This is a genomic window from Mycobacteroides franklinii, assembly GCF_001853795.1.
GTDB lineage: Bacteria > Actinomycetota > Actinomycetes > Mycobacteriales > Mycobacteriaceae > Mycobacterium > Mycobacterium franklinii.
Genome location: NZ_MLIK01000004.1, coordinates 1,014,040 through 1,035,370, shown reverse-complemented (window position 1 = coordinate 1,035,370; position 21,331 = coordinate 1,014,040). Strand labels below are relative to the sequence as shown.

Genomic DNA, 21,331 nt, shown 5'->3' with positions numbered 1-21,331 from the left:
GGCGCTCCATGGCCAGCCTGGTGCTCGACAATCGGGACAGCTGGCGACGGACGGTGGTCGAGGAGACCGGACTTCCCTTCAGCAGGGTGCGCATTCTGAGAAGGCTTGTCCGGCAGTCCATGACGATGAAGGGGATTGCCGAGGCCACATCGCTGGACGCCCCGGCGGCCACGGTGGCGGTGAGTGATCTGGAACAGCGCGGGTTGGTGGTGCGCCGCGTCGACCCGGACAACCGCCGGTGCAAGCGGGTGTCGTTGACCGACGAGGGTCGGCAGCTCATGGCTGTCATCGCCGACCTCGACGACCCGGCGCCGGCCGCACTGGCCACGCTCGACGAGACGGAGCTGCGGTCTCTGCACGTCATCCTGCAGAAGGCGACCGGCGCGCGTCCCTGAAGGGCGGCTAGCGTGCCTCCAGCACCGCCATGGCGGCATGCAAGCCACCCAGCCCGGATACCCCGCCGCCTCGGCGAGAACCTGAGCCGCACAGCAGAATTCGATCGTGTGCGGTGGACACGCCCCAGCGCTGCGCGGCAGTCTCCAACGGCTCGTCATCCTCGGCGAACGGCCATTGCAGCCCGCCGTGGAAGATGTTGCCTGCGGTCATCCCGAGGGCATTTTCCAGGTCGGTGGTGGTCTTGGTCTCGATACACGGCCGACCGTGTCCGTCGGTGGCCACCACGTCGGTGATGGGTTCGGCCAGCACGGAATTCAGCGATGCGAGCACTGCCTCCTGGAGCTGTTCGCCGGTGGCATCGAGCCCGTGCGGCGTGTGCAAGCCGAAGACCGTCAACGTCTGTGCCCCGGATGCGCGCAGCTGCGGCGACAGGATGCTCGGGTCTGCCAAGGAATGGCAGTAGATCTCGCAGGGCAGCGGATCAGGGATCTGCCCACTGAATGCCTGCCGGTAGGCGTTTTCCAGCTGGGTGTAGGTCTCGTTGATGTGGAAGGTACCGCCGAAAGCCTGTTCGGGCGTGACATTTTCATCACGCAGCCGGGGCAGCCGCTTCAGTAGAAGGTTCACCTTGACCTGCGCGCCCGGTTGTCCTGCGGGTGGGGTGTCCCCAAGCAGGTTGGCCAACACGGTGGGGCTGACACCGCTGAGAACGCGGTCGCCTGCCACAGTGCGCTCCTCGCCGCTGGCGCCATACCGCACCTCGCCGTCGAGGGAGATCGATAAAACCTCTGCGCCGGTGCGCAATTCGGCCCCGTGTCGTCGTGCGGACGCTTCTAGCGAGCCGGTCACGGCGCCCATCCCGCCGATCGGGACATCCCAGGGATTCATTTGGTGATACAGGAAGCAGATGTTCTGTTGCAGCGATGGGTCGTTGGCGCTCGCGAAGGTTCCGATGAGCGCGTCGGTGAGCAGCACCCCGCGCCGCAGATCATCGGGAGTGGCAGCGCGGATCACCTCGCCGATCGGCGCTTCAATCAGCTGCTCCCAGGCGCCGGCGCGGATATCGCTGCGCCGCCGCAGCGGTTTCAGCATCGAATCCCACATCGGCCGGGTGACCGAATCGCACAGGGCCCCGAACTCGGCGAAATCATCTGTGCTGGCCAGAAATCCGCTCCGTCCGCCGTCGGCGGGATCCGGTGTGTAGGACGCGTACTTGCGCCGTGCCAGCCGGATCTCCAGGCCCAGGTCATCGATGATCTGCCGGGGCATCAGGCTCACCAGATACGAGTATCTGGATAGTCGCGCGTCGACGCCCTCGAAGGCGGGCGCAGATATCGCCGCACCGCCCAGCACATCGAGCCGCTCCAACAACAGCACGCGTTGGCCGGCGCGGGCCAGGTATGCGGCGGCGGTCAGCGCGTTGTGACCTCCGCCGACGATCACCGTGTCAAACCGATCAGATTGCGTGACGCCCATGGAAGGACTGTACGTCCTGCGCGTGATCAGTCGGTGCCTTTCAGGACGTCGTCGAGCTCGGTGCAGAACCAGTCCACGTCCGACCGTGAGAATACAAGCGGAGGGCGGACTTTCAGTACATTTCCATCCTGTCCGCAGACCGATATCAGCACCCGCCGGTTCCGCAGCTCGTTCACGATGTTTAGCGCACCGGCTCGATCGGGGGTGCGGGCGGCCGGGTCGGCGACGACCTCCACCCCGGTGTACAGGCCGGTACCCCGGATATCGCCGAGCCTGACGTGGCGCGAGGCCAGCGACCGTAACTCGGTCCGCAGCAGTGCGCCGGCTTCCGCGGCATGCAGCTGCAGCTTCTCATCCTCGATCACATCCATGACGGCCGAGGCCGCGGCCATGGAGACGGGATTTCCCCCGAAGGTGTTGAAATACGGCACATCCTGCGAGAACGCGGTGAGGACCTCGGAGGTGGCCGCGAGCGCCGAAACCGGAATGCCGTTGGCCATCGGCTTACCCAAGGTGACCATGTCGGGCACCACGCCGTGGCGCAGGAATCCCCACATGGCATCGCCGGTGCGGCCGAACCCGGGCTGCACCTCGTCGGCGATCAGTACCCCGCCCGCCTTGCGCACCACCTCTGCTGTCGGCTCCAGCACCGAAGCGTCGGGATAGATTCCGTCCGAGGAGAAGATCGTGTCGACTACCAGGCAGCTGAATCCGTAGCCCGCGGAGCACAGTTCGTCGATGGCCCGCGATACCTCGGCGGCGAAGCGATCCGCCAGCCGGCCAGGCGGAGTGCGATAACTGTCGGGGGCAGGCACGGTACGTACGTGCGGGCCCAGCGAGTTCCCGCCGAGTGAGGGGGAGATGGCGGTGACCGCGGCGGTGTTCCCGTGGTAGGCATCGCTGGTCACGATGATTCCCTTTTGCCCCGTGTACATCTGGGCCACGCGTAGCGCCAGGTCGTTGGCCTCGGAACCGGTGCATGCGTACATCACCTGGTCGATGGAGTCGGGCATGGTGGCAAGGAGACGTTCCGAGTAGCCGACAATGCCCTCGTGTAGATACCGGGTGTGCGTGTTGAGGGTGGACATCTGCCGGGTGACCGCGTCAACGACGTGGGGATGGCAGTGGCCCACGCTCGCCACGTTGTTGTAGGCGTCCAGGTAGCGATTGCCTTCGGCATCGAACAGATAGCTGCCCTGCCCGCGCACCAGGTGTACGGGCCGCTCGTAGAACAGCCGGTAGGAGGGGCCGAGTACCCGTTCGCGCGCCGTGATCAGTGTGTCGGTGGTCGGGTCATCGTGTTCTCCTGTGTAACTGTTCGAATCCATGATGTTGGAAAAGCTCATCGTTCGTGTGCCTCCTCGAGCACGGTTCTGCCTAGGTCGTTGTAGCGATCGGGTGCGGTGTACTTGAGTGCGAGCGCCAGGGCGATACCCCCGATTCCGGCGGCGCCGACCACCCAGGGAATCGAGGAGAAGATCCAGTCACTGGCTGCGGTACCGGCCGCGAACGAGGCATGCTTGGCCAGTAGGTAGACGACGTAGACCATGCCCAGACCGCCCAGTAACGGTGCCACCAGTGTGCGGAACCAGTGTGCGGTTTCGGGGTGATTGCGCTGCACGTGGAAATAGGAGATCACCGCGAAAGCGGTGAGTGCCTGGACGATCAGGATCGCGGTCGTGCCCAGCAGCGCCATCAGTCCATACAGCCCGGTGTACGGATCGCGGTGGGTCAGCGCGAAGAAGAGCACAACCACTGTGGCGAAGGCGGTTTGGACGAAGCCCGCCACATGTGGTGAGCCATGGGACGAATGGGTGGCTCCGATGGTCCGGCGCATCCCGGGTATCACGTTTTCGCGCCCGATGGCGTACAGGTAGCGCGCGGCGCAGTTGTGGAAGGCCATGCCGCAGGCGAACGATCCCGTCATCAGGAGCACCTTGAACAGGGTGACTGCCCATATCCCGAGGTGGCTTCGGACCGGACCGAAGAAGATGTCACCGGCAGTCGACGAATCTTGTGCCAGCGCCACGGCATTGTCGGGTCCGGTACCCACGATGGCGAGCCAGGAGACCAGGACGTAGAAGAGGCCCACGCCGACAACCGAGGTCACGATCGCGATGGGGATGATCTTTTTGGGGTTCTTGGATTCCTCGGCGTACATGGCGCTGGATTCGAATCCGACCCAGGACCAGAATGCGAAGAAGAGTCCGACGCCGGCCGAACCCGCGACCGCGAGGGGACCGGCGGGGCCGTGCACTACCCCGCTGAGATCGTGAAAGCCGTTGAGCGGGTTGAGCGATCCCCAGGACCAACCCTGCGGTCCACCCCCGGTGAACAGCACCGAGAGCGCCAACAGTGACAGCATCAGAATTTCGGTCACCAGGAAGACGCCCAGTACCCGCGCCGCCAGGTTGAGATCGAAGTAGGTGAGCACGGCGTTGGTGGCCAGCATGGCCAGCGCGAAGACGATCCATGGAACGTCCTGGTGGAAGAAGGTGTGGAAGAGGTCGTTGGCGAAGAACGAGAAGATTCCCACCAGGGAAGCCTCGAAAACCATGTAGGCCAAGGTGATCAGGAATCCTGAGCCAAGACCGACGATGCGGCCCAGGCCGTGCGATATGTATCCGTAGAACGCGCCGGTGGCGACGATGTGTCTGGACATCGCCGCGTAGCCGATGGCGAAGAGTGTCAGCACGATCGTGGCCACCAGATACCCGGCGGGGGCATACGCGCCGTTGCCGAATCCCACCGCCATGGGCACATTGCCGACCATCGCGGTGATCGGTGCGGCCGTGGCGACCGCCATGAACAGCACCCCGATGAGGCCGACGGCATTGGGTTTGAGCCGCTGCATGTTGCCCGGCTCGGATGCGGTGGTGATGGGTGGGTCGATGGTGTCGCTCACGGAAGATCCCTTCTCCGTATTTGGTCTGGTTTTGTTTGGTTCTCCGCGACCGGCGAAGCCTGGGGATCAGGTCGACGGTGCTGTTTTGGTGCGACGCGGTCATTTATACCTGGCCGTGTGCCCTGGTTGAAAGGGAATCAGGGAAATCGCCTCGATTGGTTTCGGTGATGTTTCGTTCTGGGTCGATTGCGGTTCGTGGACATTAAATGGTCCGATTTGGTCCGCTTGGCGGCTCGTTGTGGTGCACACTCGACCCATGCCGGGATTACCGTCGAACCACAGCGCGTTCGCGCACGCCGCCCTCGCGAGTTACGGCCGCGATCCGGATACGGCGCTGCGGCTGTTGAGTCTCTCCGAGAACGCCACCTACCTGGTGGACGATCAGCGGCCCATGGTGCTGCGGGTGCACCGGCCCGGGTACCACTCGCTGCCCGCCATCCGCTCCGAGTTGGCGTGGATGCGCGCGCTGCGCACCGAGACTCCGGTCGTCACGCCGGAACTCGTGCGGGCGGGGGACGGATCGGATGTGATCGCCGTCCGCGTCGATAGGGCCACGTTGCATGTCGATGCCATGGGTTATGTCCCGGGTTGTACCGCCGAGGAAACGTCCGGCGTGGTCGGATACGGGAATCTCGGCCAACTGACCGCGCACATGCACGACCATGCCCAGCGCTGGCGTGTGCCGGCAGAGTTCACCCGGTTTCGGTGGGACCTGGACTCGATGTTCGGCCCGCAGGCGCGTTGGGGTGATTGGCGGCAGGCCCCCGGCATGACTGACCGGGACCGCATAGCCGTCGACGCCGCGGTGGGGGACATCAGCCGACGACTCGACGAATATGGTTACACCCCAGATCGATTCGGGCTGATACACGCCGACATGCGACTGTCCAACCTGATGGTCGACCCGGGCCGCCCGGGATCGGACATCACGGTCATCGACTTCGACGACTGCGGGTGGTCCTGGTTTATGGCCGATCTCGGCGCCGTGGTGTCGTGGGTGGAAGACACCCCCGAGGCCGAGGCTGCCGTCGCGGATTGGCTCGACGGTTATCAACGAGTGCGCCGGCTGTCCGACGACCATCTGGGCATGATCCCGGTTTTTGTGATGTTGCGCCGCGTCATGCTCACCGCCTGGATTGCCTCGCATGCCGATGCCGATGCGGCGATGAGGGTCAGCGATGGGTTCGGCGCGCGCACCGCCCGTCTGGCGGAACGGTATCTCGGCGACCAAACATGGTTGCGGGAAGCAATTTTCGGACGTCGAGTCGGCTGAGCCGGCAGGAGAGGGAATGTGATGTTTGATCTGTCCACCAGGTCTGTGTTGGTGACCGGCGGGAGCAAGGGTATCGGCCGCGGTATCGCCACGGTGTTCGCGCGGGCCGGGGCAAATGTGGCGGTTTCCGCCCGGTCCTCCGATGAGACCAGTTCAGTGGCAGCGGAATTGGATCAGCTCGGCAGCGGCAACGTCATGGGTGTTCGGATGGATGTGTCCGACCCGGGTTCGTGTGCGGATGCCGCGCGGACCGTCGTCGACGCGTTCGGCGGCCTGGATGTGTTGTGTGCCAATGCGGGAATCTTCCCGGAGGCGCGGTTGGACTCGATGACGCCCGAGCAGCTCTCCGAGGTGCTCGATATCAATGTCAAGGGCACCGTGTACGCGGTGCAGGCCTGCCTGGACGCGTTGACGGCCTCTGGTAGGGGGCGCGTCGTGCTCACCTCGTCCATCACCGGACCCGTCACGGGTTATCCGGGTTGGTCGCACTATGGCGCGTCGAAGGCCGCGCAGTTGGGTTTCATGCGGACTGCCGCTATCGAACTGGCGCCGCGGCGGGTGACAGTGAATGCGATCCTGCCTGGCAACATCCTCACCGAGGGGCTGGTGGATATGGGCGAGGAATACATCGCGGGGATGGCGCGCTCGATTCCGCTGGGCACGCTGGGCAGCCCCATTGATATCGGGCACCTGGCGGCATTCCTGGCCAGCGATGAGGCCGCATACATCACCGGGCAGGCCATCGTGGTCGACGGCGGGCAGGTATTGCCCGAATCGCCGGAGGCGGTTAACCCGTAGGTGCGCTTGCGGCGATACTGAGCAGATGGAGGAGTCGGAGGGCGGCCCGGTAGCCGAGGATGTGCGGCGTCGAATTCTGTCGATGCTTGCCCAGGGCACGCTGCACCCGGGCTCGCGGTTGGGGTCCGAGCGCGAGATGGCCGAGCGGTTCGCGGTATCGCGTGCGACGGTGCGCAGTGCGTTGGTGCCGTTGAGTCGGGCCGGCATCCTGGAGCGTCAAACCGGTCGTGGCGGGGGCACCTTCGTGCGGGCAGATGTGGTGCAACGCAATGTCGCCGAGCTGGTGGGCCTGCCGACCAGGCTGCACATCGGAGGCCACACCAGCGACACGCGGGTGCTCGGTACCTCCCGGCGACCTGCCACCGCGGCCGAGCGGTCTGCTCTTGAAATCGGCGATGAGGCAGAAGTTTTCGATGTGCGGCGGCTTCGTTATGCGGACGGAGTGCCGCTCTCGGTCGATACCGCGTGTTTTGCCGCCGAGCTGGTGCCCGACTTGCTGGAGCAACCACTCGGCGGATCCCTGTACGAGCTGTGCCAGGTGCGCTACGGATTGACGGCGGACTCCTCGACCGAGACGATCGAAGTGGTGAGTGCCAATCCACGCGAGGCCGAATGGCTCGACGTGCCTCATCGCAGGCCCCTGTTGGCGATCACCCGGGTGACCCGCAACACCGACGGCAGGCCTTTCGAATACAGCTACGACCTGTTCCGGGCTGATCGGGTACGTCTGACTGCCACCATGACATCGGCCGTGGCGCAGGAAACCCGTGGTGTGGATGGCAAGGTCGAACGTGTGGTGAGCAGGCTGGCGGCTCACCGGCGGCCGGACGATACGCTGCTGGCATGACGAAACCAGAGATCGATTTCCAGCCCGGTCCAGCGCCCACCGAACTGGTCATCAAGGACATCACCGTCGGCGACGGCGCCGAGGCCACACCCGGATCGGTCGTCGACGTGCACTACGTCGGTGTCGAATTCGAGAGCGGCGAGGAGTTCGACAGCTCGTGGAACCGCGGTGAGTCCATCGAGTTCCCGCTCCAGGCGCTCATCCAGGGCTGGCAGGACGGTATTCCCGGCATGAAGGTCGGCGGACGTCGTCAGCTCACTGTGCCGCCGGCGCAGGCCTATGGCGAGGCCGGTGCCGGACACCAGCTGTCGGGCAAGACGCTGGTGTTCGTGATCGACCTGCTGGGCGCTCGCTAGGGCTTCGCCAGGATCAATGCCCGGGGAGGCGCAGCACCAGTCTTGCGCCTCCCAACGGGCTGGACTCCAAAGCGGCAGTGCCACCGTGGAGTTCGGCCTGCTGTGCCACCAGCGCCAGCCCCAGGCCGGAGCCGGAGTGCGAGGCGGTGGAGCCGCGTGAGAAGCGCTCGAACACCTGGACACGCTCGGCCTCGGGGATGCCGCTGCCGTCGTCGTCTACCGCGATTTCCACCCCGTGCACGGTGCTGGTGGCCGAGAGCTGAATCTTGTTCGCGCCGCCGTGTTTCACGGCGTTCTTGATCGCGTTGTCGATCACCAGCCGTAGCCCGGCGGGCAACCCGAGCATCAGGATCGTGGACGACGGCACTAGGGAAATCTCGAGATTCGGGTAGCTGCGATCCGCGTCGTGGGCGGCGCGGTCCAGCAGCTCGGTGATATCAACGGGCACGTGGTCGTCCTCGGTGGTGAGCTGGCCCTGTGCCAGCCGTTCCAGCGCGGAAAGTGTTGCCTCGACCCGGCTTTGGGTGCGGATGGTCTCGTCGAGGATCTCGGTGCGTTGATCGGCGCTGAGATTGAGGGTGGACAGCACCTCGAGGTTGGTTCGCATCGCGGTGAGCGGGGTCCGCAGTTCGTGTGAGGCGACGGCCGCGAAATCACGCGCGGATTCCAGTGCGGCCTTGGTCTTTTCCTGCTCGGTGTTGATGCGTTCGAGCATTCCCTCGACGGCCTCGGAGATCTCGACCGCCTCACGCACACCACGGACGTTCACGTCATCGGGGTTGGATTGCGCGTTGATCAGGCGGGCCTGCTGCGCCAGCAGCCGGAACGGGCTCACCACGATAAGCGAGATCACCCAGCCGACGATCACGGTGCCGACCAGCACGCCGCCGCAGATCGCCAAGATGCGCAGGTGATACCGGTCGATCTGCCGCTGCGTCTCGGCGACGGGGGCGCCGACGGCAACGGGGATGTTGCCCGGGGCGACGAATGACCGGACGCGGTACTCGACGCCGTTGATCTTGGTGTTGGCGTAACCGGGTTCCAGGAGCGGAAGCTCGGTATCGGTCGGGATGGATTTGGTGATTCCGGCGACGCGCGCGGTAAGCACCAAACCGTCGGGGCTGTCGAGCTTCTGATCGGAGCTGATCACCGAATTCAGCAGGTTCGAGACGGCGCCGAGGCTGGACACCGAGTCGAGCCGCCGATCCAGCTGGCTGTACTGGTCTTCCTCGACGCCCAGCCACACCCAGGTGCCCAGCGTGACCACAAGCACCATCACGCCCAGCGCGGCGATGGCGACCAGGGTGCGCAGCGAGAAGATCCGCATGGGCTTCTCCAGCAGCCGGTAGGACAGATCGGTGATCCGTTGGCTGCGGTGCTTACTGGGGCGGCCCATGACTGGTTGGTTTTCGCGCAAGCTGCTCATCCGTCGTTACTGCGAACGCAGCACGAACCCGACACCGCGGACGGTATGCAGCAGGCGAGGCGCGCCACTGGTCTCCAGCTTGCGGCGCAGATAGCCGATGAACACGTCGACGACGTTGGTGTCGGCGGCGAAGTCGTAGCCCCACACCAGCTCGAGCAGCTGGGCCCGGGACAACACCGCGGTCTTGTGTTCGGCGAGCACGGCCAGCAGATCGAACTCGCGCTTGGTGAGATCGACCTCGACACCGTTGATGCGGGCACGCCTGCCCGGAATCTCAACCTCAAGCGGACCGACGGTGATGGTTTCAGTGGATGAGGTGGCCACCGCGCCGCGGCGGCGCAGCAGCGCCTTCACCCGGGCCACCAGCTCGGCGAGCACGAACGGCTTGGTGAGGTAGTCGTCGGCGCCGGCCTCCAAACCGGCCACGCGATCGTCGACGGAGGTGCGCGCGGACAGCACGCAGACCGGCACGTCGTTGTCCATGGCCCGCAGTGCGGTCACCACACTGACACCGTCGAGTACGGGCATGTTGATATCGAGCACGATCGCGTCCGGACGATGCTCGGTGGCGCAGCGCAGCGCCTCGGCGCCGTCGCTGGCGGTGTTCACCTCGAAACCGGAGAGGCGCAAGCCGCGTTCCAGCGAGGCGAGCACGTCGGCGTCGTCGTCCACCACCAGTACGCGCGGGGAGCCTTGGCCATCAACCATGCCTGCCATCTTGCCCGATGAGTGTCCCCAGAGGTGGGATGCCGTCGCAGCTTGGTGCGCCAGACGCGACTTCCTTGCGGTGGCGCTACGAAGCCTGTTTCCTCGCCGCCCCCGGCGCGGTAGCTGATGACACTCTTACCGGCGGTGAGCCCCGTCCTGCCGGCGGTGGTCAGCGAGTGCATGGGCGGCAGTATCGGTGCGTTCTTATTCACGTCAGGCGGCGGAAGTCCCCAACGCTTGAAATCGGTGCCGGACGCCGTCCGTACAATCGGATCTCATGTGGATGGGCAGAGTTATGGCAGGTTGCGTCGCGATATCGGCCGCGGTCATGGGTGGTCTCGCCGGTGTGACCGTCGCGCACGCCGATCCGGCCTTCCCCGATTTGAGCGGCTTCGCCGTGGTACCGCCCGACGGATTCTTCGTCACCAACGAGAACTCTTCGGTCCGGTCGATCCACTTCTCCACCCCCGACGGGATCGGCTGCATGTTCCGCGCCTCCCCGAACATGACGCCCACCTCGCGTCAACGCCTCAGCTGCGATGGCGCGGTTCCCGGGATTCCCGGAGACGCTCCGAACGCCCCGAACGTGCCCGGTATCGGTGGAGCGAGCGCGAATGTGCCCGGACTGGGCGGCGTGAACATCCCTGGTGTTGGCACGTGTCCGATGGGCACCGTCGCACAGAAGGGTGACGGCGCCTTCGAGATCAGCAAGGGCGCGTGGTCCTGTGGCACCAAACCCGAGGCACCGCAGCTCAACGTCGGGCAGAAGCTCACGTACGGCAACGTCACGTGTGCTGTCGGTGCGGGCAGTGTCACCGCGTGCCAGGTGACGACGGGGGATCAGAAGCACGGCTTCGTGCTGCAGCCCTCGGGAAGCACCTCCTTCTAGGAAGCCCTAGGAAGCGCGCTCGTCCAGGTAGTTCATCAGCTCGACGACGGCGGCACGGGATGCCCGGTTGGCGCCGATGGTGCTTGCCGATGAGCCGTATCCCAGCAGATGGATGGCGGGTTGCCCCGCGACCTGCGTGAGCAGCCGGCCGGTCATGGTGATGCCGCCCCGACCGTTACGCAGGTGCAGCGGCGCCAGGTGATCCAGCGCGTGCCGAAACCCGGTGCACCACAGGATCACGTCGACATCCATGGAGCTGCCGTCGGGCCAGGCGACCCCGGTCGGGGTGATCCGGCTGAACATGGGGCGCCGGGCCAGCACCCCGCGCTGTGCGGCCGCGGCGATTTCCGGTGTCCACGGCAGCCCCGTCGCCGAGACCACCGACCGCTGCGGTTCACCCCGCCGCGATCGCTCGTCGACGCCCGCCACCGCCGCCCGCAGCCGATCGACGGTGAGATCTGTGACGAACACCGGCTCGCGCCGAGTGACCCAGGAGGTCGTGACGGACGCGATTCCGGCGATCTCGATGAGCAGCTGCACGGCCGAGATCCCGCCACCCACCACGAGCACGTGCCGGCCGGCGAATTCCTCGGGACGCTGGTAGTCGTGGGTGTGCAGTTGACGTCCCCGGAAGGTGCCGGCACCGGGCACGAACGGCACGAACGGCTTGTCCCAGGTGCCCGTCGCGTTGATCAGTCCGTCGACCGTGAACTCGCCCGCGGAGGTGTGGAGGGAGAACCCGCCCGTCGCGGGCCGCACCGCCTGTACGTGCACGGGCCGGCGCACATCGAGGGCATAGCGCTGCTCGTACTCGCCGAAGTACCGGGGCATGGCGGTTGCGGCCTTGATGGTGCCCGTCTCGTCGAAGGGCAGCCCGGGCAGCTGATAGATGCGGTTGGTGTTGTCGAGGGTCAACGTGGGCCAGCGGAACTGCCACGCCCCGCCCGGGCTGGGGGAATGATCCAGGATGACGAATCCGTGGCCGGGTGTATCGGCGGGGTGCCGCGGGCTCAGCGGCTCCAGACCGCGCCGCCGTAGGAAGTATCCCGCCGCGATCCCGGCCTGCCCGCCACCAATCACGGCGACGGTAGTCATGGGCGCCATATTAGGGTGGTCGCCATGATCGGTGTAACTAGCGACGGTCCCGTCACCACCATTGAGCTGCAGCGCCCGGAACGGCGCAACGCGGTGACCTATGAGCTTGCGCTCGCCTTTGCCGAGGCGGTCAGGAAGGCCGCGGAAACCGCACGCGCCATCGTCGTCACCGGGCAGGGCAGTTCGTTCTGCGCCGGTGCCGACCTGTCCAGCGGTGCTCCTGACCCCGACAAGTTCGCAGATGCCTGGCAGCACTCGATCAAGAGCATCGACGCCGCCGACATCCCGGTGATCGCCGCCGTCAACGGTCCCGCGATCGGCGCGGGCGTCATGTTGGCGATGGTCGCCGACTTGCGCGTGGTCTCCGAGACCGCACGCTTCCAATTTCCGGTCGCCAAATACGGTATTGCCCTGGACAACTGGAGCATTCGCCGGCTTTCCTCATTGGTCGGGTACGGGCGCGCACGTGGCATGCTGCTGGCTGCCGAGCCGCTCGACGCGCAGGCCGCCTTCCAAACCGGCATGGCCAACCGCATCGGAGAACTCGCCGACGCGCAGGCCTGGGCTGCCGAACTGGCCGGGTTCGCGCCGTTGGCCCTCAAGCATGCCAAGCGCGTGCTCAATGACGACGGTGCGTTCGAGGATCAGCTGCCCGAGCATAAGGTGCTGTTCGACAAGGCGTGGAGCAGCCAAGACATCATCGAGGCTCAGGTCGCGCGAATCCAGAAGCGTCCCCCGAACTTCCAGGGAGCCTGAGCATGCGGGCGCTCTGGGTTGGTGCCGGCGCGGCGATCGCGTCGACGTGGATCGGGCGCGTCCTGCGTGACGTCCCGCAGACGCTGGGTGCCAGCAAGGAGCGCATCGCCGAGGTCGCCGAGGGATCTCCGCAATACCGGGGCGGCACGTTCCATAACGCCGAACCGGCGCGGCAATTCGTTCCCGACGCGGACCCGACCTCACTGCTGCGCGGATTGCTCACCCGCCAGTCGGCGGGTGGCCCACAGGGCGAAGTTCCGCTGGAGGTTCCCGAACTTGCCGGTCCGCCAGCTGATTTGGCGGTCACCTGGTTTGGGCATTCCAGCGTGCTCGTCGAGGTCGACGGGTACCGCGTGCTCACCGATCCGGTCTGGAGCGACAGATGCTCGCCCTCACGGGTGGTGGGCCCGCACCGCCAGCATCCGGTGCCGGTGGAGTTGTCGACGCTGCCTGCGCTGGATGCGGTGGTCATCAGTCACGACCACTACGACCACCTGGACATGGATTCGATCATCGCCTTGACCCGGAGCCAGAACGCGGTGTTTGTGGTGCCGCTGGGTGTCGGCGCGCACCTGCGCGGTTGGGGTGTGTCACCGGCGCGGGTTATCGAGCTTGACTGGGACCAAAGCCATCAGCTCGGAAAGCTGACCCTCACCTGCACCCAGGCCCGTCACTTTTCGGGCAGATCGCTGACCCGCAACACCACACTGTGGGCGTCCTGGGTGATCGCCGGGCCCCAGCACAAGGTTTTCTTCGGTGGCGACACCGGATATACCAAGGCGTTCAAGGTTATTGGCGACACCTATGGGCCTTTTGATCTGACCTTGTTGCCGGTCGGGGCGTACAACACCCAATGGCCCGACATCCACATGAATCCCGAGGAAGCCGTCCAGTCGCACACGGACTTGAACAGTCTGGCGTCGGATAAATCGGCTCCGCTGCTGCCCATCCATTGGGCGACATTCAATCTGGCCCTGCACCCGTGGGCCGAACCGATCGAGCGGGCCCTCAGCGCCGCCGACGAGCAGGGTGTGACGGTGATGGTGCCCAAGCCCGGGCAGCGGACCGATGTTCGGCAGCCCGCCGCCCCCGACGGCTGGTGGCGTCTTACCTAAGGCTTGTGTGCTTGGAGCAGGAACGCGGGCTGCTTGTTGCGGCCCTTCTCGTCCTTGTGGAACGCCGGCATCTCGAAGTTGGCGCCCGGTATCACCTCAGGGATGTTGGAGTGGATGAACGCGGGGCTCAGGTCGTCGATCACCCAGTAGGGTTCGACCGCCGCGCGCAACTCGTCTTCGGTGACGGCGTTGGGGCCGATGCCCGGGGGGAAGGCGCCGACCGCGAAGACCAACACGTAGTAGGACGCATCCGGGGCGGCCGCGCGTGAGATCGACTGCAGATAGGCCTCGCGGGCCTCGACGGGGATCGAGTGGAACAACGTGCTGTCGACGATGGTGTTGAAGCGCCCGTCGTAGCCGGAGAAGTCGGTGATATCGGCGACCTCGAAGCTGGCGTTGGTCAGTCCGCGCTCGGCTGCCGCGGCGCGGGCGGCCTCGATGGCGGTGGGGGACAGGTCGAGCCCGACGGTGGTGTGCCCCAGCGCCGCCAGCCGCAGCGAGGTTTCGGCATGCCCGCAGCCGACGTCGAGGACCGTGCCATGGAACTTGTCGGCGTCGATCAGCGCGGCGAGTTCGGGCTGGGGCTCGCCGATGTTCCAGGGCGGTTCGCCCTGGAAGAGCTCGCCTTTGCCTTGATAGGTGGCGTCCCAATCCGGGAGTTCATGCGATGTCATACCAACTGACATTACCCGCGTTCGAAGGGAACGGGACGTGACCATCGGGTCAAATAATTGTGCGGTGTTGCCACTCGGTGACCATGGCCGGCGGTCACCGGTCGCTACTGTGCAGGGGTGGCAACGATGGAGGAAGTGACATCCGAGGGCCTGACAGCCGCCGAGGTCGCTGAGCGCGTAGCGCAGGGGAAGACCAACGACGTCCCGTCCCGCGCGGCACGCAGCGTATCGGACATCGTGCGGGCCAACGTGTTCACCCGAATCAACGCGATTCTTGGGGTGCTGCTCATCATCGTGCTGTCGACCGGTTCGATCATCAACGGCGCGTTTGGTCTGTTGATCGTCGCCAACAGTGCCGTCGGCATCATTCAGGAACTGCGCGCCAAACGGACACTCGACAAGCTCGCGATTGTCGGTCAGACCCGGCCCCTGGTGCGGCGCGATGGTGTGGCGACGGCCCTGGCCCCCAACGATGTGGTTCTCGACGACATCATCGAGCTCGGGCCGGGCGACCAGATTGTGGTGGACGGCGAGGTCATCGAGGAGGCCGCACTCGAGATCGATGAGTCACTGCTCACCGGTGAGGCCGACGCCATCGACAAGACCATTGGTTCCCAGGTGCTTTCGGGCAGCTTCGTGGTGGCCGGAAGTGGTGCGTACCGCGCCACCAAGGTGGGGCGGGAGGCCTATGCGGCCAAGCTCGCCGAGGAGGCCTCCAAGTTCACCCTGGTGCACTCGGAGCTGCGCAACGGCATCAACAGGATCCTGCAGTTCATCACGTACCTGCTGCTGCCCGCGGGCGCGCTGATCATCTACACCCAGCTGTTCACCACCGACGAGAGCTGGCAGGAGTCGGTGCTGCGCATGGTGGGCGCCCTGGTCCCGATGGTGCCCGAGGGCTTGGTGCTGATGACGTCAATCGCCTTTGCGGTCGGTGTGATTCGGCTCGGGCGGCGCCAATGCCTGGTGCAGGAGCTGCCCGCGATCGAGGGGCTGGCCCGGGTCGACACGGTGTGTGCCGACAAGACCGGGACCCTCACCGAGAACGGGATGCGGCTCTCGGATGTGCGCATCGCCGGCGGCGGTGACGACGAGGACGCACTGGCGGTGCTGGCTCAGCTCGCGGCCGATGACCCGCGCCCCAATGCGAGCATTGCCGCCATCGCGGAGGCGTATGACACCCCACCAGGTTGGAAAACGACTGCGATCGCGCCGTTTTCGTCGGCCAAGAAGTGGAGCGGCGCCTCGTACGGGGAACACGGCAACTGGGTGATCGGAGCGCCCGATGTGCTTCTGGACCCCGCCGACCCCATCGCCACCACCGCCGAGGAGATCGGGTCCCGGGGTCTGCGGGTACTGCTGTTGGCCGCGGCGGAGCTACCGGTTGACGACCCCCACGCGCCCGGAGCGGTGACGCCGCGCGCGTTGGTGGTGCTGGAGCAGAAGATTCGCCCCGATGCCCGCGAGACGTTGGATTACTTTGCTTCCCAGCATGTCTCGATCAAGGTGATCTCGGGTGACAATGCGGTGTCGGTGAGTGCGGTGGCCCAGACACTGGGGCTCTCCGGCGCCGCCGTGGACGCGCGCACCCTGCCCACCGATACCGACAAGCTGGCCGACACGCTGGCCGATGCGACCACCTTTGGCCGGGTGCGTCCCGACCAAAAGCGGGCGATGGTCAAGGCTCTGCAATCGCATGGCCATACCGTCGCGATGACCGGTGATGGCGTCAACGATGTGCTGGCGCTCAAGGACGCCGATATCGGCGTGGCGATGGGTGCGGGCAGCTCGGCTTCGCGCGCAGTGGCTCAGATTGTGTTGTTGGACAACAAGTTCGCCACACTGCCCTACGTCGTCGCCGAGGGGCGGCGCGTCATCGGAAACATCGAACGGGTCTCCAACCTGTTCCTCACCAAGACGGTGTACTCGGTACTGCTGGCGCTGACGGTGGGGCTCGCGGGGCTGGGCTCGAAGATCTTCCACTACGGTGCGGTGCCGTTCCCGTTCCAGCCGATCCACGTCACCATCGCGGCGTGGTTCACCATCGGCATCCCGGCGTTCATCCTGTCGTTGGCGCCGAACAACGAACGTGCGCAGACAGGATTCGTGCGCCGCGTGATGTTGTCGGCGATCCCGTCGGGTCTCACGGTGGGCATCGCGACCTTCCTGTCGTACCTGTTGGCACGCCACATCCTGCACGTCACCGGCAACAGCACGCAGGCCTCCACCGCAGCGCTGCTCACCGAGCTGGTGGCGGCGGTGTGGGTGCTCGCGGTGGTGGCCCGTCCGTACCAGTGGTGGCGGGTGGTGTTGGTGGCGCTCTCGGGTCTGGGCTATGCGGTGATCTTCGCGATTCCGTTGGCGCGGAAGGCCTTCATGCTCGACCCCAGCAATCTGGCGGTCACCGGTCCCGCACTGGGCATCGGTATCGCGGCGGCCGCGGTGATCGAGGCGTTGTGGTGGCTGCAGGGCAAGTGGTCTGGTCGGCCCCGCCACTTCTGGGCCACCGAAGACGACTGATTTCTAGAAGCTGAACCGCATGATCCTGCCGATATCGCGCAGGGCGGGGATGTGGGAGATGGCCCTCATCTGGATGCGGCCCGACAGCGGCAGGTGCTCCTCGCCTGCCACATCGGTGCTCCGCAGGTCGTTGATGCAGCGCAGGCCGGGGTGCAGAGTCTCGATCTGCCCGGGGTCGTCGATACCCCAATGCAAGGTGGCCCCCGCGTTGCGTACCGCCGGCACCAGCTTCTGCAGCTTGATCCCGATGCTGCCATAGCAGTCGAAGGCCAATTGCCCGCTGGGGAACCGGCCGGTGATGCGCCGGATCAGGGACTGTCCCTCGGCCTCGGTCAGGTACATCGTCAAGCCCTCGAACACCGCCAGCGTGGGACGATCGGCCGGGATGGTTTCCAGCCATGCGTCGTCGGTGACCGAGCTTCCGATCATCCGATAGTCGCCATCGCGATCGGGGAGCAGCGCGCGCCGCAGCGCGATCACATCGGGGTAGTCGACATCGATCCAGCGCACCGTGTCGGGTGGGTTGATCCGGAAGACGCGGGTGTCCAGTCCGCAGGCCAGGTGCAGCACCGTCGCCTCGCGATGAGCGGCGAGAAAATCCGAGGTCCAGTCGTCGAGTTGGCGGGCACGTAATGCCACACCGATCGCCTGGGTGCCTTTGATCTTGGTTTTGGAGAAGTCGTAGTCGATGCGGGCAACGGCCTTGGCTGCGTAGTGGTCATGAAGAACCGAATTGGGGGATTTGGCGTCCTGCGCCCGGCCGTACAAGGTGGCCAGCATCGTCTCCGGGGCGCCGGTCAGCGTGATTTTCACTGGGTCCGTCACTCGACCCAACATACGCCGCCATCTCGTACTACAGTTGCGCCGTCCCACACGAAGGAGAACAAGCTCATGGCTGATTTCAAGGGCCTCATCGACAAGCTCAAGAGCCTGTTGGCGGGCAACAAAGACAAGGTCAACCAGGCCGTTGACAAGGTTGGCGACGCGATCGACTCCAAGACCGGCGGTAAGTACTCCGCGGTGGTCGACAAGGTTCAGGACGCCGCCAAGGGTGCGGTCGACAAGATCAACCCGGCCGAAGGCTCCGAATCCCCTAAGGACGGCGACGCTCAGTAGCCGACTGGCGTCGCTGCTGGCGGCGCTGGTGTTGGTCACGGCGGGGTGTGCGCGGGTTGAGGCGGAAGGTGTTGCACCGCAGCCTCCTTCGCCACCGCCGGGTGAAGTGCTATCCGATGCGCCGCTGTCGCTGGCCCCGGATCTAGATGCCATCGCCGATGGTCATCTCATCCGCTACATGTCGACCTCGGGTGCCACCGGTACGCCCACCGAGGTGACCGGTGTCGTCTTCTCGCCGAAAGGTGAACCACCGCAGACGGGTTGGCCCATCGTCTCGGTGGGTCACGGCACCACGGGCCTGGACGACGCATGTGCGGTTTCCCGCGCGCCCGATCTGCGGGGCTACATCTGGTTGGTGCGCAACCTCACCAAGCGCGGCTGGGTGGTGGCCATCACGGACTATGAGGGGCTGGGTGTGCCGGGCCCACATCCATATCTGGAACCGAGGTCGGAGGGGTTCAACGTCATCGACGCGGCGCGTGCCGCGGTATCGCTGATTCCCGGGGCCTCCACGAAGTGGGCGGCCATCGGCGCCTCCCAGGGCGGTCAGGCAACCTGGGCCGCCGCCGAGCTCGCGGGTGATTACGCCTCCGAACTGGAGTTCGTCGGGGCGGCCAATCTGTCACCGGCTGCCGATCTCACTGATATGGCGACGCACGTCGGTGATGGTCGATATGACTGGAGCCAGCTCTCGATGATGCCCACCCTGCTGACGGGGTTGTCGGTCACCGTCCCGGAGCTGAAACCGGAGAATTTTCTGCACGGTTCCTTCCAGGACAATCCCCATGACAAGGCACTGCTGCTGGGATGTCACAACGGGCTGGACCCCGCGCGAGCCGCGGCGATAGGTAGGTTGCGCGCCAAGGATTTTCATGGCACCACCCCGGAAGACGCCATCATTTTCGCGGCCGCGTTGAAGCGGATCGCGCTGCCACTGGGCCCGGCCTCCGGACCGATGTTCGTGTACGCAGGTGGAGCCGACAGGCTCATCGACGCACGGTGGATCCATGCGGCGGTGCGACGGGCCTGCGCGTTGGGGGACACGGTTCAAGAGGTGGTGTCGCCGGGTAAGGGGCATGTGGACCCCGAGGGGGAGCGGCTCGGGGTGCAATGGATTGCCGACCGGTTTGCCGGGCTCCCGGCGCCCAGTAACTGCTAGCTCTCCGTTCGTATCGCTCCGGTATCGTTTGCCCACGTGGCAGCCAAACTGAATTCCTCCATCGATGTGCCCCTCCCTCCCGAGGAGGCCTGGAAGCACGCCTCGGATCTGCGGCGTTTCGATGAATGGCTGAGCGTTCACACGGCATGGCGCAGCGCGTTGCCCGAGACCCTGGAAAAGGGCACGGTGATCGACTCGATCGTGTGCGTGAAGGGCATGTACAACCGGGTCAAATGGACGCTGCAGAAGTACGACCCGCCCACCGGCCTCTTCTTGGATGGGCAGGGCAGGGGCGGTGTCAAGGTCAAGCTCAGGGTGACGATCACCCCCAAGGGGGCTGGTTCGGTCGTGGACTTCAGCCTGCACCTGGGTGGGCCCGCGATGTTCGGTCCGATCGGCGCGGTGGTGGCCGCCGCACTGCGCAGTGATATCGATGCCTCACTGTCGAAATTCGTTCAAGTTTTTGCTTCTGTGTCATAGCTGTCATTTTTCGCGGTCTACCTGCGAAAATGTAAGCGACGGTTTGTGATTGGCTGAGCATCGAGTTCGTGTCGGTGGTTGGCAGGCTCCCGAATAAGGAGCAATATGGATATATGTCAATCACACGGAAGATCATCGGAACGGTGTTCGCTGCCGGTGCTGGCGCGGCTATTATCGCTGCCTCGCCTGCCACCGTGATGACCACCGGGGTGCCGACAACCACGTCCAACCAGGTCGTTCTTGCCGATCCCGGCGGCTCGGGCGGCGGTGACGCGGGTGGCGGCGGCGGTTGCTACAACGGCGTGTGCGGTGGCTGGAATCCAGGCCAGGGCGGCTGGGGTCACGGCTGCTACAACGGCGTCTGTGGCGGCTGGGACGGCCAGCGCGGCTGGGGCAACTAGGCCGCTCAGCGCACGAATCAGTCCGCGAGCGGCGTGAGTGCCTGCGCCAGGGCGTCATAGGCGTCGCGGCGCGCTGATCCGTTGCCGAGCAGGTGGTCCGGCAGGATCACCTCATCGACGCCGTCCTGCGCCCACGGTGCGATTTGCTCCGCGATACGTTCCGCGGTGCCGTACAACACCGGAATCGGTGATGCCGCAGCGGTTTCCGCGGCGCGGGCCTCGGACTGCGGGCCATCGGTGACGATGATGCGGGCCTGGGTGGAACGCCAAATGGTCGCCGGATCGCGGCCGATCTCCTCCGCGGCGGCGTCCAGACGGGCGGCGACTTCGCGGAAGGTGCCGGGCGCGGACCACTGATTCCATTCCTGCGCATACCGGGCGGTCAGGCCGAGCATCCGCGGCTGAGTCGCGCCGATCAGGATGGGTAGCGGCTGCTGCAGCGGCTTGGGTTCGCAAATGCCCTCTGTCAGCTGGTAGTGCTCGCCGTCCACCGTGCTGACGTGTTCGTTGAGTAGCCCGGTAATCACCTGCAGCCCTTCGGCAAATCGGTCGACTCGCGGTCCGGGCTTGCCGAGTTCGAGCCCGTAGCGCCGGTGCTCGTTTTCCTGCCAGCCCGCGCCCAGCCCGAGCGTGAAGCGCCCCTGACTCACGTGGTCGACAGTGGCTGCCCAGTTGGCAAGCACCGCCGGATGCCGGAAGGTCATCGACAGCACCAAGGGGGCCAGCCGGATTCGTGAGGTGGCCGCGGCGAGCGCCGCGAAGAGCGCGGTGGCCTCGTGGAAATCGGTGCGCTGCTCGGGGGTGTCGTCATGCGACATGAAGTGGTCGGCGGCGTAGAAGGCGCGCCAGGTCCCGTTGTCGGCGTATTGGGCGATATCGAGCAGATCTGCCCAGGACTGGTTGGTTTGTGCCCATATCGAGAAACGCATGACTTCGATCCT

The 21,331-nt window shown here is 65.6% G+C and carries 22 protein-coding genes; 13 read left to right on the top strand and 9 right to left on the bottom strand.

The window, feature by feature from the left end:
• The first annotated feature begins 8 nt into the window (after positions 1-8).
• Positions 9-395, top strand: coding sequence for a MarR family winged helix-turn-helix transcriptional regulator (locus tag BKG76_RS05580; RefSeq protein WP_070936899.1), 387 nt, complete (start codon positions 9-11; stop codon positions 393-395).
• A gap of 7 nt (positions 396-402) precedes the next feature.
• On the opposite strand, the gene BKG76_RS05575 is transcribed toward BKG76_RS05580, so the two are convergent.
• The 3 genes from BKG76_RS05575 to BKG76_RS05565 are packed head-to-tail and all read right to left on the bottom strand — an operon-like array spanning position 403 to position 4,777.
• Positions 403-1,872 (bottom strand): phytoene desaturase family protein, encoded by a 1,470-nt coding sequence (locus BKG76_RS05575; protein ID WP_070936566.1) that lies wholly within the window; start codon positions 1,870-1,872, stop codon positions 403-405.
• Between the two features lie 26 nt (positions 1,873-1,898).
• The gene (locus tag BKG76_RS05570) at positions 1,899-3,218 is read right to left on the bottom strand and encodes an aspartate aminotransferase family protein (protein WP_070936565.1); all 1,320 of its coding nucleotides are present in this window, start codon (positions 3,216-3,218) and stop codon (positions 1,899-1,901) included.
• Positions 3,215-4,777, bottom strand: coding sequence for an APC family permease (locus tag BKG76_RS05565; protein ID WP_070936564.1), 1,563 nt, complete (start codon positions 4,775-4,777; stop codon positions 3,215-3,217). Before BKG76_RS05565 ends, BKG76_RS05570 begins: the two co-directional genes overlap by 4 nt.
• A gap of 256 nt (positions 4,778-5,033) precedes the next feature.
• Between BKG76_RS05565 and BKG76_RS05560 the strand changes: the two genes are divergently transcribed.
• From BKG76_RS05560 to BKG76_RS05545, 4 genes are read left to right on the top strand one after another with little or no spacing between them, the layout of a single operon-like run.
• A complete protein-coding gene (locus BKG76_RS05560; RefSeq protein ID WP_070936563.1) occupies positions 5,034-6,050 on the top strand; it encodes a phosphotransferase enzyme family protein in 1,017 nt (338 codons plus the stop codon).
• A 21-nt stretch (positions 6,051-6,071) separates the two neighbouring features.
• Positions 6,072-6,848, top strand: coding sequence for a 3-oxoacyl-ACP reductase FabG (gene fabG, locus BKG76_RS05555; protein WP_070936562.1), 777 nt, complete (start codon positions 6,072-6,074; stop codon positions 6,846-6,848).
• A 25-nt stretch (positions 6,849-6,873) separates the two neighbouring features.
• Positions 6,874-7,695 (top strand): GntR family transcriptional regulator, encoded by an 822-nt coding sequence (locus tag BKG76_RS05550; protein WP_070936561.1) that lies wholly within the window; start codon positions 6,874-6,876, stop codon positions 7,693-7,695.
• Positions 7,692-8,051 carry an FKBP-type peptidyl-prolyl cis-trans isomerase gene (locus BKG76_RS05545; RefSeq protein WP_070936560.1) on the top strand — a complete coding sequence of 120 codons (360 nt, stop codon included), beginning with the start codon at positions 7,692-7,694 and terminating at the stop codon, positions 8,049-8,051. The genes BKG76_RS05550 and BKG76_RS05545 overlap by 4 nt, the downstream gene beginning before the upstream one ends.
• A 13-nt stretch (positions 8,052-8,064) precedes the next feature.
• Here BKG76_RS05545 and BKG76_RS05540 read toward each other — a convergent pair whose 3' ends face one another.
• Both BKG76_RS05540 and BKG76_RS05535 read right to left on the bottom strand, forming a co-directional pair.
• Positions 8,065-9,378, bottom strand: a complete 1,314-nt coding sequence (locus tag BKG76_RS05540) for a sensor histidine kinase (protein WP_070936898.1) — start codon at positions 9,376-9,378, stop codon at positions 8,065-8,067.
• A 105-nt stretch (positions 9,379-9,483) separates the two neighbouring features.
• Positions 9,484-10,194: a response regulator transcription factor gene (locus BKG76_RS05535; RefSeq protein WP_070936559.1), complete on the bottom strand. Its 711-nt coding sequence runs from the start codon at positions 10,192-10,194 to the stop codon at positions 9,484-9,486.
• Between the two features lie 319 nt (positions 10,195-10,513).
• Between BKG76_RS05535 and BKG76_RS05530 the strand changes: the two genes are divergently transcribed.
• Positions 10,514-11,074: a hypothetical protein gene (locus BKG76_RS05530; RefSeq protein ID WP_109420629.1), complete on the top strand. Its 561-nt coding sequence runs from the start codon at positions 10,514-10,516 to the stop codon at positions 11,072-11,074.
• 6 nt (positions 11,075-11,080) lie between these two features.
• Here the strand turns inward: BKG76_RS05530 and BKG76_RS05525 are convergent, their stop codons facing one another.
• Positions 11,081-12,178, bottom strand: coding sequence for an NAD(P)-binding domain-containing protein (locus BKG76_RS05525; protein WP_070936557.1), 1,098 nt, complete (start codon positions 12,176-12,178; stop codon positions 11,081-11,083).
• A 15-nt stretch (positions 12,179-12,193) separates the two neighbouring features.
• Here BKG76_RS05525 and BKG76_RS05520 point away from each other — a divergent pair, with 15 nt between their 5' ends.
• Positions 12,194-12,925: an enoyl-CoA hydratase gene (locus BKG76_RS05520; RefSeq protein ID WP_070936897.1), complete on the top strand. Its 732-nt coding sequence runs from the start codon at positions 12,194-12,196 to the stop codon at positions 12,923-12,925.
• A gap of 2 nt (positions 12,926-12,927) precedes the next feature.
• On the top strand, positions 12,928-14,040 hold the full coding sequence (locus tag BKG76_RS05515) for an MBL fold metallo-hydrolase (protein WP_070936556.1): 1,113 nt from the start codon (positions 12,928-12,930) through the stop codon (positions 14,038-14,040).
• On the opposite strand, the gene BKG76_RS05510 is transcribed toward BKG76_RS05515, so the two are convergent.
• Positions 14,037-14,714, bottom strand: coding sequence for a class I SAM-dependent methyltransferase (locus BKG76_RS05510; protein WP_070936555.1), 678 nt, complete (start codon positions 14,712-14,714; stop codon positions 14,037-14,039). The genes BKG76_RS05515 and BKG76_RS05510 overlap by 4 nt on opposite strands.
• Before the next feature lie 126 nt (positions 14,715-14,840).
• Between BKG76_RS05510 and BKG76_RS05505 the strand changes: the two genes are divergently transcribed.
• Positions 14,841-17,234 (top strand): cation-translocating P-type ATPase, encoded by a 2,394-nt coding sequence (locus tag BKG76_RS05505; RefSeq protein ID WP_070936554.1) that lies wholly within the window; start codon positions 14,841-14,843, stop codon positions 17,232-17,234.
• 3 nt (positions 17,235-17,237) lie between these two features.
• Here the strand turns inward: BKG76_RS05505 and BKG76_RS05500 are convergent, their stop codons facing one another.
• A complete protein-coding gene (locus tag BKG76_RS05500; protein WP_070936553.1) occupies positions 17,238-18,071 on the bottom strand; it encodes a class I SAM-dependent methyltransferase in 834 nt (277 codons plus the stop codon).
• 54 nt (positions 18,072-18,125) lie between these two features.
• Here BKG76_RS05500 and BKG76_RS05495 point away from each other — a divergent pair, with 54 nt between their 5' ends.
• From BKG76_RS05495 to BKG76_RS05480, 4 genes are all read left to right on the top strand, one after another.
• Complete coding sequence (locus BKG76_RS05495) at positions 18,126-18,350, top strand: antitoxin (protein ID WP_070936552.1); 225 nt, start codon at positions 18,126-18,128, stop codon at positions 18,348-18,350.
• A gap of 25 nt (positions 18,351-18,375) precedes the next feature.
• Positions 18,376-19,509 carry a lipase family protein gene (locus tag BKG76_RS05490; RefSeq protein ID WP_083337946.1) on the top strand — a complete coding sequence of 378 codons (1,134 nt, stop codon included), beginning with the start codon at positions 18,376-18,378 and terminating at the stop codon, positions 19,507-19,509.
• A 36-nt stretch (positions 19,510-19,545) separates the two neighbouring features.
• Positions 19,546-19,989, top strand: a complete 444-nt coding sequence (locus BKG76_RS05485; protein ID WP_070936551.1) for a type II toxin-antitoxin system Rv0910 family toxin — start codon at positions 19,546-19,548, stop codon at positions 19,987-19,989.
• Positions 19,990-20,102: 113 nt separating this feature from the next.
• The gene (locus BKG76_RS05480; protein ID WP_070936550.1) at positions 20,103-20,390 is read left to right on the top strand and encodes a hypothetical protein; all 288 of its coding nucleotides are present in this window, start codon (positions 20,103-20,105) and stop codon (positions 20,388-20,390) included.
• A 17-nt stretch (positions 20,391-20,407) separates the two neighbouring features.
• On the opposite strand, the gene BKG76_RS05475 is transcribed toward BKG76_RS05480, so the two are convergent.
• Complete coding sequence (locus tag BKG76_RS05475; protein WP_070936549.1) at positions 20,408-21,319, bottom strand: LLM class flavin-dependent oxidoreductase; 912 nt, start codon at positions 21,317-21,319, stop codon at positions 20,408-20,410.
• Positions 21,320-21,331: the final 12 nt, after the last annotated feature.

What these genes read in the sequence shown, in the direction of transcription:
- BKG76_RS05540 (WP_070936898.1), bottom strand. Translation starts at nt 9,378, where the DNA reads ATGCGGATCTTCTCGCTGCGCACCCTGGTCGCCATCGCCGCGCTGGGC.
- BKG76_RS05545 (WP_070936560.1), top strand. Translation starts at nt 7,692, where the DNA reads ATGACGAAACCAGAGATCGATTTCCAGCCCGGTCCAGCGCCCACCGAA.
- BKG76_RS05570 (WP_070936565.1), bottom strand. Translation starts at nt 3,218, where the DNA reads ATGAGCTTTTCCAACATCATGGATTCGAACAGTTACACAGGAGAACAC.
- BKG76_RS05520 (WP_070936897.1), top strand. Translation starts at nt 12,194, where the DNA reads ATGATCGGTGTAACTAGCGACGGTCCCGTCACCACCATTGAGCTGCAG.
- BKG76_RS05525 (WP_070936557.1), bottom strand. Translation starts at nt 12,178, where the DNA reads ATGGCGCCCATGACTACCGTCGCCGTGATTGGTGGCGGGCAGGCCGGG.
- BKG76_RS05510 (WP_070936555.1), bottom strand. Translation starts at nt 14,714, where the DNA reads ATGACATCGCATGAACTCCCGGATTGGGACGCCACCTATCAAGGCAAA.
- BKG76_RS05505 (WP_070936554.1), top strand. Translation starts at nt 14,841, where the DNA reads ATGGAGGAAGTGACATCCGAGGGCCTGACAGCCGCCGAGGTCGCTGAG.
- BKG76_RS05500 (WP_070936553.1), bottom strand. Translation starts at nt 18,071, where the DNA reads ATGTTGGGTCGAGTGACGGACCCAGTGAAAATCACGCTGACCGGCGCC.
- BKG76_RS05530 (WP_109420629.1), top strand. Translation starts at nt 10,514, where the DNA reads ATGGGTGGTCTCGCCGGTGTGACCGTCGCGCACGCCGATCCGGCCTTC.
- BKG76_RS05480 (WP_070936550.1), top strand. Translation starts at nt 20,103, where the DNA reads ATGTCAATCACACGGAAGATCATCGGAACGGTGTTCGCTGCCGGTGCT.
- fabG (WP_070936562.1), top strand. Translation starts at nt 6,072, where the DNA reads ATGTTTGATCTGTCCACCAGGTCTGTGTTGGTGACCGGCGGGAGCAAG.
- BKG76_RS05560 (WP_070936563.1), top strand. Translation starts at nt 5,034, where the DNA reads ATGCCGGGATTACCGTCGAACCACAGCGCGTTCGCGCACGCCGCCCTC.
- BKG76_RS05475 (WP_070936549.1), bottom strand. Translation starts at nt 21,319, where the DNA reads ATGCGTTTCTCGATATGGGCACAAACCAACCAGTCCTGGGCAGATCTG.
- BKG76_RS05515 (WP_070936556.1), top strand. Translation starts at nt 12,928, where the DNA reads ATGCGGGCGCTCTGGGTTGGTGCCGGCGCGGCGATCGCGTCGACGTGG.
- BKG76_RS05535 (WP_070936559.1), bottom strand. Translation starts at nt 10,194, where the DNA reads ATGGCAGGCATGGTTGATGGCCAAGGCTCCCCGCGCGTACTGGTGGTG.
- BKG76_RS05550 (WP_070936561.1), top strand. Translation starts at nt 6,874, where the DNA reads ATGGAGGAGTCGGAGGGCGGCCCGGTAGCCGAGGATGTGCGGCGTCGA.
- BKG76_RS05575 (WP_070936566.1), bottom strand. Translation starts at nt 1,872, where the DNA reads ATGGGCGTCACGCAATCTGATCGGTTTGACACGGTGATCGTCGGCGGA.
- BKG76_RS05580 (WP_070936899.1), top strand. Translation starts at nt 9, where the DNA reads ATGGCCAGCCTGGTGCTCGACAATCGGGACAGCTGGCGACGGACGGTG.
- BKG76_RS05495 (WP_070936552.1), top strand. Translation starts at nt 18,126, where the DNA reads ATGGCTGATTTCAAGGGCCTCATCGACAAGCTCAAGAGCCTGTTGGCG.